Source organism: Leucobacter komagatae, from assembly GCF_000834055.1.
Lineage (GTDB): Bacteria > Actinomycetota > Actinomycetes > Actinomycetales > Microbacteriaceae > Leucobacter > Leucobacter komagatae_A.
In genome coordinates this window covers 95,110-111,022 of the sequence record NZ_JXSQ01000007.1, presented here as the reverse complement: position 1 = coordinate 111,022, position 15,913 = coordinate 95,110, and the positions used below count along the sequence as shown (strand labels likewise).

6 protein-coding genes are annotated in these 15,913 nt (G+C 63.6%); all 6 read left to right on the top strand.

Annotated features, from left to right (window positions below; all coding sequences use genetic code 11):
- Positions 1-642 precede the first annotated feature (642 nt).
- From SD72_RS07465 to SD72_RS07440, 6 genes are read left to right on the top strand one after another with little or no spacing between them, the layout of a single operon-like run.
- Entirely contained in the window at positions 643-10,125 is a 9,483-nt protein-coding gene (locus tag SD72_RS07465) for a DUF7927 domain-containing protein (protein ID WP_042543802.1), read from the top strand.
- Between the two features lie 22 nt (positions 10,126-10,147).
- The gene (locus SD72_RS07460) at positions 10,148-10,843 is read left to right on the top strand and encodes a hypothetical protein (protein ID WP_042543801.1); all 696 of its coding nucleotides are present in this window, start codon (positions 10,148-10,150) and stop codon (positions 10,841-10,843) included.
- On the top strand, positions 10,843-12,849 hold the full coding sequence (locus tag SD72_RS07455) for a DUF7927 domain-containing protein (RefSeq protein ID WP_042543800.1): 2,007 nt from the start codon (positions 10,843-10,845) through the stop codon (positions 12,847-12,849). Before SD72_RS07460 ends, SD72_RS07455 begins: the two co-directional genes overlap by 1 nt.
- On the top strand, positions 12,827-13,219 hold the full coding sequence (locus SD72_RS07450) for a signal peptidase I (RefSeq protein WP_198141904.1): 393 nt from the start codon (positions 12,827-12,829) through the stop codon (positions 13,217-13,219). The genes SD72_RS07455 and SD72_RS07450 overlap by 23 nt, the downstream gene beginning before the upstream one ends.
- 8 nt (positions 13,220-13,227) lie before the next feature.
- Positions 13,228-14,214, top strand: coding sequence for an FKBP-type peptidyl-prolyl cis-trans isomerase (locus SD72_RS07445; protein ID WP_052492544.1), 987 nt, complete (start codon positions 13,228-13,230; stop codon positions 14,212-14,214).
- Between the two features lie 20 nt (positions 14,215-14,234).
- Positions 14,235-15,911: a sigma-70 family RNA polymerase sigma factor gene (locus SD72_RS07440; protein ID WP_042543799.1), complete on the top strand. Its 1,677-nt coding sequence runs from the start codon at positions 14,235-14,237 to the stop codon at positions 15,909-15,911.
- Positions 15,912-15,913: the final 2 nt, after the last annotated feature.

Sequence of the window (15,913 nt, the reverse complement as noted above, 5' to 3'; positions counted from 1 at the left end):
AAGAACCCCAGGCGCTAGGGCGCCTGGGGTTTTTTGTGTCTCCTCTCACTAAGTCATAAGAACTGCTCAACTTCGACAAAATCGCTACTCAATCTCCAAAGATTTAATACTCCAGGCGTCCTCAGTGGGACAGGAGTCTGCCTACGCTGCACCGTAGAGAGAGTCTGTCTTCTGCGAAAAGGGTGGTATTCCGTAGGGATATTGAGCCGACGACGCCCTGGATGAACTGCCAGCGCCTTGGCGGCAGTATTTCGCTGCGCGACCCGCGCTATAGCTGCGGTCCGCGGTCAGCGCACGTGTGAGAGGCGCGAGCGCGCTTGCGCTACTGCAATCGAACCGCGCCGACTGACCCGAGCCACCTCGGGTGGTTACGACGGGAGGCGAAGCGAAAAAAAAGAATTTCGTAAGCCAGCGTCACTTTTGTGGGGCAACTGGAACCTAGTCATTAGCTGCCAGAACTGGCTGAGCCCCGCCATGCACGGGATCCGTGCAGTCGTGCCCAACAGGGCGCGCCTAAGCGAGGTGAAGTTCGAACTGAAAGACCAGCCTTCATCGACTGAAGTAGACGGGGTTATGAGGAGAAACGTGAAACACGTGAGAGACACACATGAGCGCCCCCGGGCGCAGAGCGTGTGGGAGCGAATGAGAGTCGGGATCGCGTCCGTTGCGACAGCCGCGCTGTTTGGGGGAATGCTCATCGCTGCCCCTGGCGCGGCGATGGCCGCTACGACGACGGCGGACATCACTCCCTTCGACGCCACGAACTCGGATCGGTACACCGAGGTCGCCCAGTTCGGAGCTGATGTTGCCGGCTCCGATACCGCACGCACCGGATACGACGTCGAGCTCAGCGGTGACTCCGTGATCTTCACGCAGCAGCGTGGGACCAAGCAGCCCGGTAGCGGGCTCGTAACGGTCCGTACCTGGGAAGGGCCCGGCGCGGGAGACTTCGCCGAGACCCAACTCGTGACCCCAGCCGATGCCAAGGGCTTTGGCTACTCGGTAGACATTGATGAGGCCGCCGGGATCGCCATCGTAGGTGCCCGGTACTCGCAGGAGGTCTACGTCTACACGGAGGTCGATGGCGATTGGACGACCACTCCAACGAAAATCACTCCAGCAGGTGACCCCCGCGTGGCCGAGGTGCGCTCGTTTGGCGAGTCCGTGAGTCTCTCCGGATCACACGTCGTGATTGGTGCCCCGAACTCTCGGGTGGACGGTAAGGCGAACGCCGGGGCAGCGTACTCGGTCTCGGTCTCAGCCATCGTCGGTGCGGACGCCGTCGCGGCACCCATGCTGCTTCCGACCGGTGGCGTGAACGTCGACGACGTCTACGGACAGATCGTCGCAACAGCCGGTGATCTCGCAGTCGTGTCTGCCGCGCAGCACAGGGAAATCGCGGGAGACGGGAACGCCTACCAGGTGGGCCAGATCAGCTCATGGAACATCGCGAGCGGCTCACTGAACTTCACTGTTTCGCCTGACGTCAACCAGGCGAATGTTGCGTTTCCGCCTGCGCTCGAGGGCGGCTCCTGGGCTGGCCTTGGGCGTGCGATCGCCATTACGGCGGACGGTCGCATCGTCGCGGGCTCGCCCTCGGAGGTGTCGTTCGAAGGAACCGAGCCGGGCGATATTGCCACGGACACCACAACGACTCAGGGAGCCGTCTACGTATATAACGGTGACGGCACGCTCGCGGGTAAGAGCCTCTCGGCAGCCCCGCACCAGTACTACTTCGGTTCGACGCTGGATCTCAACGAGACGACTTCGGAGCTGTTCGTTGGTGCGCTGAACCTCGACGGCACCCCGAATACGGGGACCGTGCAGCTCTTTGAGGTCAGCGGGCCAGCCTCGACGACGGCGATCAAGCCGCTCGCGACCAAGGACGGCGGCGAATCCATGTTCGGCACGTTCGGTATCCTCGGCGGCGCGGTCCGCGCGGGCACAGCGGTCGGTGACGACGGTGTCCAGCGCCACAGGGCAGTCGTGAGCGCGAGCGGAAACGTGTACGTGTTTACGGGAATCAACGCCGTAACGCTGACGAAGACAACCTCTCTGGCACCTGGCAATGCTTCCCCGAGTGCGATCGAGGGGCGTAATGTCGCCGAGTACACAATCTCACTGGAGAACACGACCGGCGCAGCCCTCGAAAACTTCACGCTCACCGATGACCTCAGCAACGTCATCGACGACGCCGAGGTGAGTGACGTTGTGGCCTCCACGGGCACCGCGACGCTCGACGGCGACAAGATCACCTGGACCGGTGACCTCGCCGCGGGCGAGGCGTTCACGATTACGTACACAGCGACCGTGAAGTCCGAGGTCGTCGCAGACGACGAGGACGTGCAGGAGTTCACTGAGCCGGTTGCTGCTCTCGTGAACACCGTCACAACCACGAAGCGCGTCGGCGACGAGACCACCGAGGTTCCGAGTGTCCGTGACGCTGCCGACGCTGCCGATCGCGAGAAGTGGACCGGTGGCCTGACGGTTACAACACCCATCGACGGTGCGCTGCTGCTCGAAAAGACTGCCACCGATGAGGACGAGAACGGGCTTGCCTCGCCCGGCGAGCGCGTGAGCTACACCGTCACCGCGCGGAACGTCGGCGGGCTTCCGCTTGCAGACGCGAGCGTGACTGATGACCTGACAGAGCTGCTGCAGTTCGCGGGATCCCCCGAGAACATCGTCGTCTCGATGCAGGACAGGGACGGCAACGACCTTGCAGCACCGGAGGCGAGCTATGCGGAGCCGCTGCTGAGCTGGCGCGGCGACGTGCCGGCGGGTGCCACGGTCACGATCACCTACGAGGTGACGACAAAGACCGCTGAAGAGCTCTACCCGCTTGCGGGTGGCGAGGCGCTCGTGAACGGCGTGGAGTCTCCCGAAAACGTTGACCCAGAGGGGCCGACGACCGTGATCCCAGTCGAGGACGAACTCACCCTCGAGAAGTCGGCCACCCCCGCCAGCGGCACGATTGTGAAGCCAGGCGACACGATCGACTACACGCTCACCCTGACGAACAAGGACGCAGTAGCTGCGAAGCAAAACGTTACGGTGACCGATGATCTCTCCGCCGTGCTTCCGTACGCGAAGCTCGTTGGCACCCCGAGCGAGGGTGCAACGGTAGCCGGCTCGATCCTCACCTGGCAGGGTGATGTCGCTGCGGGAGAGATCGTGACGATTACCTATTCCGTGCGCGTGCTCGACAGCGCTCCGAACGGTCAGCGGATCGGCAACCACGCGGCGAGCGCCCAGGTGCGCGAGGATCCGCCCGGGACAACGCACGAGGTGGAAAACCCGAGGGGCAAGGTCGAGTTGCAGAAGAACTCTGACCCCGCATCTGGCAGCCAGGTGCTGCCAGGATCCACCATCACCTACACGGTGAGTGCTACGAACGACACCGAGCTCGACATGGAAGATGTCGTACTTGAGGACGTCGTGAGCGGCCCGGCGACGGTTGTTGCGGCGAGCCTGCCAGCAGGCGCCGTGCTCGACGGCAACACGATCCGCTGGACGGGGACCGTGCCCGCGCAAGAGACGGTCACGCTCAGCTACGAGGTCACCGTGAACGCGGACGCCACGGCACCAGCGGTCATCGGAAACGTCGTGACGAGCCCGGACATGGAGAACGACCCGGAGAACCCGCCGACAACCGAACACCCGGTGCGCACCATCGATCTCGAGAAGGTCTCGACGCCGGCATCGGGCGCAACGGTGCAATCGGGTGACGTGATCACGTACACCGTGGTCGCCAAGAACCCCTCGGCTGTCGACTTCGACGACGTGACGGTGATCGACGACCTCAGCGGAGTGCTGGGGAACGCGACCCTCATTGAGCCGGTCGCGCCCGGTGTCTTCGACCCGGTAGCGAAGACGATCTCGTGGACCGGTGGCATCGCCGCCGGGGCCGCCATCACCTTCACCTACCAGGTCAAGGTCAACGAGGTGATCTCGCCTGAGGGCGCTGTCCTCCGCAACGTCGTGACGAGCCCCGATTCGCCGACGAGCCCGGAAACCACACACCCGACGGATAATCCGCGGGGCCAGGTGACGCTCGCGAAGACCTCGGATCCCACGTCGGGTAGCACTGTGCGACCGGGTGAGGCAATCACCTACACGGTCACCGTGACGAACGACACCCCCAGGGTGATTCGGGACGTCCGGGTCGTTGACGACGTGACGAGCGTGCTCGCGAACGCGACGATCGACACCGCATCGCTACCAGCCGGGATGACACTCTCGGGCAACGAGCTCGTGTGGGTCGGCGACGTCGCAGGGAACAGCTCGGTGGAGCTGAGCTACGTCGCTACGGTGAATGACGACGCGACGGCCCCTGCCGTACTGAAGAACGTTGTGACCAGTACCGACATGACAAACGATCCGGAGGATCCGCCCGTCACCGAACACCCTGTTGGAAGCATCGAGCTCGCGAAGACATCGACACCAGGGGCGGGGACCGCTGTAAAGGTAGGCGACATCGTCACCTACCAGGTGAGCATCAGGAACGCTGCGGATGCGCCGCTGACCGGTGTCGTTGTGACCGATGACCTCTCAGACGTGCTCGACAGCGCGACCCTCGAGTCAGGCCCCGACGGTGGCGCGACGATCGATGGCACCACGATCACGTGGGCGGGCGACCTCGCACCCCGCGAGGAAGTGCTTGTCAGCTACTCGGTGCGCGTGAACGAGGGAGTCTTCGAGGGTGCGCTACGCAATGTCGTGAGCAGCCCTGATTCACCGATCACACCGGAGACGGAACACCCGATCGGCGCAGTGACCCTCGCGAAGAGCACCGATGTTCCCGCTGGCACAGCGGTCAACCGCGGTGAGCCGCTCACCTACACGGTGACCGTGACCAACACCTCAGGTGTTGACGTTGCGGGTGCATCACTCACGGACAACCTTTCCGATGTCTTCGACAACGCGACGCTCGTACCAGGCTCCCTGAATGTGGTCGGGGGCGGCAACGCTGAAATCGTCGGGGAAACGCTGAGCTGGACGGGTGATGTCGCCAACGGCGCAACCGTTACGATCTCGTACACCGTTGTGGTGAACGAAGACGTCGCGGCCGGCGAAGTGCTGCGGAACCATGTCGCAAGCCCGGTTTCTCCCGAGGAACCGGAGACCGAGACCCCCGTTGGTGTCGTCGGTCTTGAGAAGCAGTCCGTAGTGTCGCCCGCCGGGCCGGCTAAGCCTGGTAGCGAGATCACGTACACGGTGACGGTGAAGAATCCGAGCGCGGTCGACGTCAACGGCGTCGACGTCTACGACAATCTCAACGATGTGCTTGCGCACGCTGTCGTGACAACCGAGCCGAGCGCTTCGTCGGGTGAAGTTACCCGCGACGCAGGTCAGCTCCACTGGAAGGGAGATGTCCCGGCCGGGCAGAACGTCACGATCACCTATGTCGTGAAGGTGAATGACACCATTACGCCGCCGGTGACCTTGCGAAACGTGGCCTGGAGCCCCGATTCGCCCGAAAAGCCGGAGACGGAAAACCCGATTGGCTCGCTCGGCCTTGAAAAATCGACCGACGTGCCAGCCGGATCCACCGTCCGCATCGGAGACGAGATCACCTACACCGTGAAGATCACGAACGACAGTGGAGCCGATCTCAAGGATGTCTCCGTGGCTGATGACCTGAGCGACGTTCTCGACAACGCAACCCTGCAGGGCAATGCGGAGATCGTTTCGGGTGGCGGCGCGCTTGAGCTCAAGCAGAATACGCTCACCTGGACAGGCGATGTCGCGTCAGGCGGCACCGTCGAGATCCGCTACACCGTCAAGGTGAATGATGATGTGCAGGGGGAGCAGCAGCTCCGGAATGTGGTGACGAGCCCCGACTCGCCCGTCACACCTGAGACGGTCAACCCCATTGGCTCCGTTGAGCTCGTGAAGATGTCGGACCCGGCAGCGGGCGCTGGCGTGAAGCCTGGCGACGCCGTGTCCTACACGGTGACGGTGCGCAACACCTCGGGCGTCGATCTCACCGGGGTCACAGCGGTAGATGACCTCGCCCGCGTGCTTCCCTACGCCAGCATGCAGGGAGAGCCCGAGGTGATCGAAGGAGGAGGCACCGCATCGCTCGATGTGGATGCGCAAACGATCACATGGATTGGCGACCTCGCAGCTGGTCAGGAAGCACGGATCTCCTACACCGTTGTCGTGAACAGCGATGCGGAGAGCGGCAACGTGCTGCGCAACCTTGTCACGAGCCCGGACTCACCAGATGAGCCGAGCGTCAAGCACCCGGTGACCACGATCGGCCTAGAGAAGACGGTCTCCCCGGCTTCCGGATCGAGCGTGCGCCCCGGCCAGGAGGTGTTCTACACGATCACCGCGAAAAACACGACGGACACCGACGCGACGCTCGTGAGCATCACGGACGACGTGTCCGACATCCTCGACGACGCGACGCTCCTTGAGCGTGACATCGCGGTTTCGGACGGTTCAACGGCCGCCCTCGTCGGCAGCTCGATCTCGTGGAACGGTACTGTGCCGAGCCACGGTGAGATCGTCATCACCTACAAGGTGACAGTGAACGATGACGCGCTCGCTCCGGCGACGCTCAGAAACGTCGTGACGAGCCCGCACTCGACCGACGAGCCTGAGACTGAGAACCCGGTTGGGTCGCTGCTGCTCTCAAAGATCAACGACAAGGGCGACGGCACCGTCGTCAAACCGGGAGAGAAGGTCACGTACTCCGTCACGATCACGAACCCGAGCGCTGCCGCGCTCGACGACGTCACCGTTTCGGATGATCTCTCTGACGTCCTCGGAAACGCGAGCTGGAACGACGACGCTGTGCCCTCGGCAGGAGACGTATCGCTCGACGGCGAAACCATGCGCTGGACCGGTTCGGTTCCCGCGAATGGTGCCGTGACGATCACCTACTCGGTTACGGTGAAGGACACCGCCGAGGCGCCCGCGAAGATCCGGAACGCGGTCACGAGTCCTGACTCGCCGAACACCCCGGGTATTGAGAACCCAGTCGGCACCGTGAACCTTGCGAAGAGCTCGGTTCCCAAGAGCGGTGAGACCGTCAAACCGGGCAGCACCGTCGCATACACGATCACCGTGACGAACCCCTCGGGTTCGGAGCAGGAAGGTGTGCGCGTCGTCGACAACCTGTCGCAGGTGCTGAGCTCCGCGGTGCTTGAGGGCACCCCGCAGGTCTCCGATGGATCGTCTGCCACGGTGACAGGGAATGAGCTCTCGTGGACGGGAACCGTCCCGGCAAACGGCTCGATCGAGATCACCTATCTCGTTCGCGTGCTCGACGAGGTCACGGCACCGGCGGTGCTGCGAAACCTCGTCACGAGCCCCGACTCGGATGACACCCCGTCGACCGAGAACCCGGTTGGCACCGTCGTGCTTGAGAAGGTCTCAGACGTCGGCGACGGCACAGCCGTGAAACCGGGTGAGTCCGTGACATACACGGTCACCGTAAAGAACCCGGTCGACGCTGCTATTGCGGACGTTCGGGTCGTCGATCAGCTCGCCGGAGTGCTCGGCGCGGCCGACCTCGTCGGCGGTCCAGAAAGCTATAGCGGTGACGTGCGTTACGACGCTGACACGCAAGAGATCGTGTGGAGCGGCGACCTCGCCGCGAAGCAGATCGTAGCGATCACCTACACCGTCAAGGTGAAGGAGAGCGCTTCGCAGGGTGATGTCCTTCGCAACCGCGTTGTGAGCCCCGATTCGCCGATCATTCCCGAAACGGAGAACCCTGTCGGGGACATTGTGACCGCGAAGCGACTGCTCGACGAGCGAGGCAACCCGGTCGGCTCCGGCACCATCGTGGCACCGGGCCAGCAGCTCACCTATGAGCTCACCGCAATGAACGGGATGACGAGCGACGAGCGGGTCTCGCTCCGAGATGACCTGAGTGACGTGCTGAGCGCAGCTCAGCTCGTGACCGGGCCAGAGGCGCGGTGGACCGCCGGTGGCGAGGTGCCAGCCGTCGCGTTCGAGAACCAGGTCATCAGTTGGGACCACGAGATCCCGGCCGGGCACACCGTGACGATCAGTTACACCGTGCTCACCGATCCGAAGTCCGACGGAACAGCCGTGCTGAGCAACAAACTCTTTGTCGATGACGAGGAGGGGCCTGGAACCGAAAACCCGGTCGGCACGCTGCGGATAACGAAGGACGTCACCCCGGCGTCCGGGACAGCTGTGAAGCCGGGTGAGACGGTCACCTACACCGTTACCGCTCAGAACACGAGCAACGTTGATATCGCTGGTGCGAGCATCTCCGATGACCTGCGTGACGTCCTGGACAACGCGACGCTCGTCGGCGAGGCTGAGGCCTCAGATGGGACGCCAGTGACGATCGACGGTAACCAGCAACTGCAGTGGCGCGGCGACGTGCCAGCCAACGGCTCGGTGACGCTCACCTACAGCGTCACCGTGAACAAGGACGCGCTCGCCCCAGCGGTGCTGCGCAACCTCGTGACCAGCCCGAACTCGCCCGACGAGCCCGACACGGAAAACCCCGTCGGGACGGTCTCGCTGAGCAAGTCAACGGTGCCCGGCGACGGTGTGGCCGTGCGCCCAGGTGACGACGTCACCTACTCGGTCACGGTGCGGAACACGACCGCGGCTCCGATCCACAACGTCAGCGTGACGGATGATCTCGCAGACATTGTCGACAACGCGGTGTTGGATCGGGAGAGCGTCGCTGTATCGGACGGCTCAACCGCGACTGTCGCCGCCGATCGCATTAGCTGGAACGGGACCGTTCCGGCTGACTCCGAGATCGTGATCACCTATGTGGTGACCGTGAACAAGGATGCGACCGCCCCACAGGTGCTCCGGAACATCGTTACGAGCCCGGATTCGCCCGAAATACCCGAGGTTGTGAACCCGGTCGGGACGCTCCGTCTCGCGAAGACCTCGGTGCCAGGTGACGGGGTCGCAGTGAAACCAGGCGACACCGTCGAGTACACCGTGCTCATCGCAAACGATGCCGCCGCTCCGCTCGAGGGCGCAACCGTGACCGATGATCTGAGCGACGTGTTCGACAACGCGACGCTGGTCGGAGACCCGGTGGCCTCCTCAGGCGCGGTGTCGCTCGAGGGGACTGACCTTATTTGGTCGGGAGACGTGCCTGCGAACGATGTCGTCACTCTCACGTATTCAGTGCGCGTGAACGATGACGCGTTTGCGCCGGCGGTCCTCAGGAACGTCGTATCGAGCCCGGACTCCCCGGTAGACCCGGAAACAACGAACCCCGTTGCGACGGTCGTGCTTGGTAAGAGCAGTAATCCGACGTCGGGCGTTGCGGTGAAGCCTGGTGACACGGTCGACTACACGGTCACCGTGACCAACCCGGGTGATGCCGACATTGCTGGCGTGCATGTTGAGGACAACCTCTCCGACATCCTCGACGACGCATCACTCATCGGGTCGCCGAAGGTCTCGGACGGTTCGAAGGCTCACCTCAACGGGATGAGCCTGAGCTGGACGGGTATGGTTCCCGCCGGGGAGACCGTGACCATCACGTACTCCGTGCTTGTCTCTTCGACAGCCGTGCCACCGGCAACGTTGCGGAACCTCGTGACAAGCCCGCAGTCGCCGGAGAAACCGGTCACGGAGAACCCGGTTGGCGTGGTGAACCTCGTCAAGACCTCTGACCCGCAGAGCGGATCAGCGGTAGGCCGAGGCGAGCGAGTGAACTACACGGTGACGGTCAGCAACCCGACCCCGTACGGTCTCAGCGATGTTTCCTTCGAGGACGACCTCGCTGATGTGCTCGACGACGCGGTGCTTGTCGGCGAGCCGGTCGCGCCAGCTGGCACGACGGTGGAAATCAAGGGCACGAAGCTGACCTGGAGCGGGTCTGTACCCGCCCTCAGTACCCTCGAGATCCGCTACACCGTGCAGGTCAAGGAGACCGCGGTCGCCCCTGCGACGCTCAAGAACCTGGTTCTGAGCCCGCACTCTCCTGACAAGCCAGTCACGGAGAACCCGGTCACCCCGCTGAATCCGGGAGAAACCATCCCGATGACCGGAGGCGACATCGCCCCGCTCATCATCCTCGGGCTGCTTGCGCTGCTCGGCGGCGGGCTGCTGCTCGCCAGGAACAAGCGCTCGCGCGTGGAAGGAGCGGACATTGCCTAACCAGTTCGAAAGTGAGAATCACGTGGAAACATTCGATGCCACGGGGGGAGTCGCGCCTGCGACACCCCCTCGGGAGGGGCAACGAAAGCGCGTCGCCATTGGCGCTGCCGCCTCGGTCGCGGTCCTCGCGATCGGCGGCCTCGCCGCCTGGGCCGGAGGACTCTTCGGCCAGGGGGCCGCGACCCAGGTCCCCTCGCAGTTCACCAAGTACGACATTCAGGTCGCAAGCGAGTCCTCGGGCTTTGTTGATGCGACGCGTGACGATCCGCTCGTGCTCGAATCGGCGAGCACCGCAGAGGATCTCATCCGCGGTGGCATGGAGTGGACTGTCGTTGTCCGGAACGAGGGCGCAGGAACGGGACAGCTGTTCTTTGTCATCTGCGATCCCTCATCCGCGAAGGTGAAGTATCGGATTGCGCCGGGCAAGGACGAGATCTACCCGGATCTCTTCACCCAGCTCAGCTTCACCGTTACCGACGACGAGGGCACGGTCGTCATTGATAACGAGATGCTCGGCGCCGATGAAAACAACGACCCGAACGGCGACGGCACGGTGCGCGGCGACATATCGCGTGTGCTGCTGGCCGGCGACGAGGCGGAGTTCACCGTGAAGGCGACCTTCGCCTACGACCCGGATGACACAACGAAAACGAAACTTGCCGCATATTCCGGTGTTGACACCGATTTCGGCATCCGTATTGAAGGAGAGAGCTTCTAATGGGCGTCTCGGTAGAAGAGAACGTTCCGCTGCGCTCGCAGCGGAGGCGACGTAGCGCGAAGCGTGCCATCACCGGTGGGATCGGATTGCTCGGGGCGGCGCTGCTGGTTGCGACAGCTTCCCCACTGATCTCAGAGAGCTCGGCTGGGTACTCAGACGGTCTATACGCCCAGGCGAACGGGGTGTCCGTACCCCCGACGAGCCCCCTCGCGTCCGTCGTTCCATCCTTTGCGCTCGACACCATGCAGGTGCTCGATGTCGCTGGCAACCTCTGGATCTGGGGCTACTACGGCAACACTGGCCCCGGCGTCAGCTCTGCGGGGCAGGGAGGCGGGACAAACGGCATTGACTACACGACCGGCGCCGCCTTTAACGAGCACAAACCGAATCAGTTCAAGGCGCTCGAGAACATCAAGGCGATGGCCTCTTCGGCCTACGCGAACTACGCGATCGACGAGCACGGCAACCTCTTCGGATGGGGACAGAACAACGGTGGCCTCTACATGTTCGGGAAGGGCTTCGGCGACCCCGGGCGGATCGTTCCCGCAGGCACCACGCCGCAGAACGTGACGAGCAACTGGTCCGACGCGATTATGGACACGGACGTAACCAGCGTCGCGTCCGTCGAGTACGGAGCCGCGTATACGAAATCTGACGGGACCATCTGGACGGTCGGAGACAACGCGCTCTCCCAGCGCGGACAGGGCACTACGGGCAACGGCGGGGCAGCCCTGCGCGTCGCTACCCAGGTCACCAAGTGGCCGGGCGGCGCGCAGCCGAACATTGTCGTCGTGTACTCCGGGTACGAGGGGTACTACGCCGTCGATGACGAGGACAATGTCTATTTCTGGGGGCGGTCGTTTAGGAACGGTGCTGGCGCGTCCAACACGAACCTCAACGCCGCGGGGTGCACCACCGTGAGCGCTGTGTATAGCGACTTCCGTTGCAGCACTCCAATCCTGGTCCCCGAGATTACGGCGTTCGCCAAAGCGGAAGGCGTGAAATCCCTTGGAGGGGGATACGCGCACGGCCACCTGCTCACGAAGCAGGGCAACCTTTACGCTTGGGGCAGCGAGGAGAACAACTCCTCCGGCAACGATGGGCTCCGCGACACCTCGACAAACGGCACGCTTCCGACGCTGAAGGCGACGAACGTCATGGAAGCAACCGCCCGGTTTGGGTCTACGCAGTACATCACCGACGACGGAACCGCTTGGGCGTACGGAAACCGCCTGTGGGGTGGGGCCTTCAGCCTGAACTACGGTAGTCGCACGCCGGCGAACTCGGACCATCTCACCGGCAAGGTGTGGGACCCAGCCCAGGACAGCTCCAAGCGCAAGGCGCTGATGATCGGCGGGAACAAGGACTCTGCCTCGGTGGTGCTCGATGACGGCACGATCCTGTCCTGGGGAGAGAACGGCGGCGGCGCTGCGTGTGGTGGCTACACCTACGCTGCGTGTCTCGACAAATCCGGAAACGTAGCGTCGGTCGTTCCTGGCGGAACCCCGAACGGGCTCTACGTGTGGGCACCCGCGGTGATCGAGGGGATCCAAAACGTCGGCCGCTACCAGACGATTTCGTTGAACTCCAACCCGTTCACCGGCAGCGCCGTGATGGCCGGGCAGACGATCCGCTACCAGGCAGTCGCACGCAATACGTTCGCCGATCCGGCGAACTATTCGGTGGCGGTCGATATCAGCTCGTTCTTGAGCGATGTCGACGTCGACCCCGAGAGCATCGCAGTCACCGTCGGAAATGACGAGCCGGTTCGAGGAACCCTGAACGGTGGCAAAGTGCAATGGTCTGGCTCCGTACCGAAACGCAGCCAGGTAAAGATCGAGTTTGCGGTCGCCGTGAAGAGCGGCACACCCGCGGGCGTGACGCTTCGTGCCGAAGCGACCATGAGTGTGAGTGGCACGGGCAACTCGGACAGAGACGCTGTGTCGCACATCACCACGACGAACCCGGACGAGCTTGAAAACTGTGACACGTGTAGCGCGCCCTAAAGCGGGGCGCGCAGCGAGGGTGGCGGTCATCGGGATCGCCGCCCTCGTTGGCGTGCTCATTGTCGCCTCCCTGGCAGCGCAGCTGCTTGGAGTGCGCGTGTATCGCATCACCAGCGGCTCGATGGAGCCGACGATTGTGGCCGGAGAGACCATTCTCACCCGGTCGACAGCGGCAGACGACCTGGTCGTAGGCGACATCGTCACCACCCAGCGTCGCGGCAGTGAGAGGACCGTCACCCATCGCATCGTTCGGATGGAAGATGCTGGCGGCGAGCGAGTGCTCTGGCTGCAGGGCGACGCCAACCCAAACCCGGACCCTGCCCCGTACACGGTGTCCCAGGTCCACAGATACGTTTTCACCCTCTTCTAAGGAGACTCATGAATCAGCGTTCGCTCGCGGTTATCCCCGTGCTCGCCCTCACTATTGCCGGGCTTGCTGCATGCTCAGGTGTGGGCGGTGCTGAACCGCAGTGCGCTCCGGCAGGTAAGCAGAGCAAAGCGGTCGAAGTTGCTGGCACCTTCGGTTCGCTGGACCTCGCCCTGACCTCCGATGCGCCCGAAAGGGTGAAGTCGATGCAGCGTAGCGTGCTCGTGGAGGGCGGAGGGGAGCAGCTCAAAGCTGGCGACTCTGTCCAATCGGTTGTGTCGGTGTTCAACGGAGAGGACGGCGAGCGGATATCTGCTGAGTCGGCCCGGCTGAGCCACAGCGACACAAGCAGCGAGTGGATCATGCGCGCCATTTCTTGCGCGACTGTTGGGGATCGGATTGCCGCGGTGCTCCCAGCAGGAGATGTCTACGGTGAGGGCAGGGTGCTCGCCGCCGGAGTCCCCGGACTCGCGGAAGAGAGCTCACTGCTGGTCGTGATTGACCTGCAGCAGGCCGTGCCTGGCATCCCAGGGACGATCACCAAAGAAGATCTCCTGGAACGCGCCGAGGGTGAACGCGCTGAGCCGCCTGCCTCATTCCCCGCGGTGGATATCTCAGAATCTGGCAAGCCCACGGTGACGATCCCGGAGGGCGCGCCGGCACCCGACAGTGTTCAGACCGCAACACTCGTTGCGGGCGAGGGTGAAGAGGTGCGCACGGGTGACAGGGTCTACCTCCGGTCGACCGGCACTATCTGGCGCACCGGCGAGGAATTTGAATCGACGTGGGCGGGTGATCCCACGGACTACATCACGACTGGGATGATTCCCGGGCTCTCCAAGGGCCTCGAAGGGCAGCGCGTCGGGTCGCAGGTGATGATTCTCGTTCCGGCTGCCGATGGCTACGGTGAGACAGCCCTTGCCCAGATGGGGCATGCGGGAGACGATGTGATGGTATTCGTCATCGACATTCTGGGCGCAGCACACCCAGCAGAGTGAGTGGTGGTGGAATTCAGCGAGTGGAACACACAGCATCAACTGTCCCCTTCGAGTTAGGGCAGGAACAACAGGATGACGGCGGGCTGCTCGAACTTGCCCGCACTGGCGACCGTGCTGCGTACGGTGAGCTATGGCTGCGGTATCGGACGCTTGCGGTGTCGGTCGCGCGCCCATTCGCCCATGCAGACGCCGAAGACATAGCGTCTGACGCGTTTGAAGCGATCTGGGACAAGCTGCAACAGGGCGACGGCCCACAGGGCAGCTTCAGAGGGTACCTTCTCGCGACAGTCCGAAATCTTGCGGCCCGATCCCATCGGAAGCTCGGGCGAGTGGCCACCGGCGTCGACCTTCAGGAAGAACCGATTGACGACGAGACCGGGAAGATCGAACACGAGGAGGCGGTACGCGATATTCGGCGCGCTTTCGAGCAACTTCCGGAACGCTGGCGGCAGGTGCTGTGGATGCTCGATGTGGAAGGTAGGCCGCGAGCAGAAGTCGCTGTGAGCCTCGGTCTCAGCCCGAACTCGACGACTCAGCTGTATCGGCGAGCGAAAGAGGGGTTGCGAGAGGCATGGCTATCTGCGCGCTTTGCGCTGGAGCCAGCGAAAGACGACGTGAAGGTTGCCAAGGATCTTCCCCGCTACGTTCGCGGTGGCTGGACGAAGGTTAAACGCCAGCACATTCGGGAGCACCTTTCTGAGTGCCGCGCATGCCGCGCTCGCGAGACAGAGCTGCGGCAGGAGAACGCGGTGTTTGGTATTGCACTCGCGCTGCTTCCGCTCGTCGGTGGGAGTGTATTCGCAACCGATCTGAGCCTCAAAGCCATCGCGGCGTCCAACGTTGGGGTGCTCTCCCGAGCGCGGGAGCGGGCGAAAGAGGTGGTGTTTCAAGGTCAGGGCGAGCCCCTTCGCGTCGCGGCGATGCTGGTGAGCGGGGTGGTGGTCGTATCGGTGGTTGCTGGGCTCCTGCAGTACACCTCTGCAACTGTTCCCGAGGCCCCAGCTAACCCTCCGAGTCAACCGACCTCTGAGCCCGCGGTGCCACGTGAGGTGAAAGAACCGGCGCCAGATACTGAGAGCAGCACGGCGCCACCTGGCGACGACGAACGGCCGGAGTCGGACGCAGCGCAAACCGAGCGCGCGCCAGCTGCTGGGGGCGGGGTTGAGGCCGGCGAGCTCGCCCAAACGGCGCCAGATATTTGGCCGACCGTTGAACTCAGTGGACCGATCGACGGTTCCTTTGCTCCCGTGGTGCGGGGCGCTGCGGATCCGGCGCGGACGCTCATGTTGGCTGTCTCGGGGATCGAGATCGCCGTGGACGTGTCGTCCGACGGCGCATGGTCTGCTGACCTCGGAAGCTTGGGGCTCACGGTGGGGACGCACTCCGTCTTCGTGAGCCAAACACGCGATCACGAGGTGCGCCGTTCACCGAGTGTGAGTTTCACGTTGACACTTCCGACGGTTACGCGTCTGCAGGCGAATGACTCAACGGCGGGTGTGGCATTCAATGTTGCGGGGGTTCCCGGTGCTCAGGTGTGCCTATTCGATGACGCCGGCTTCTCCTGGCAGGGCCAGCTTGATGCGGCCGGTAGCCGCGACGTTGTGCTCCAACGACCCGGCGCAGGTGCTTGGCAGCTCTCCTTTCGATACTGCGACGCGACACGGGTAGGCCCCTCCGGGGGCGTCTACGTTGGTTGACC

Bases quoted from the DNA above. Each gene is read 5' to 3' on its own strand.
- SD72_RS07465 (WP_042543802.1), top strand. From the start codon at position 643: ATGAGAGTCGGGATCGCGTCCGTTGCGACAGCCGCGCTGTTTGGGGGA.
- SD72_RS07455 (WP_042543800.1), top strand. From the start codon at position 10,843: ATGGGCGTCTCGGTAGAAGAGAACGTTCCGCTGCGCTCGCAGCGGAGG.
- SD72_RS07445 (WP_052492544.1), top strand. From the start codon at position 13,228: ATGAATCAGCGTTCGCTCGCGGTTATCCCCGTGCTCGCCCTCACTATT.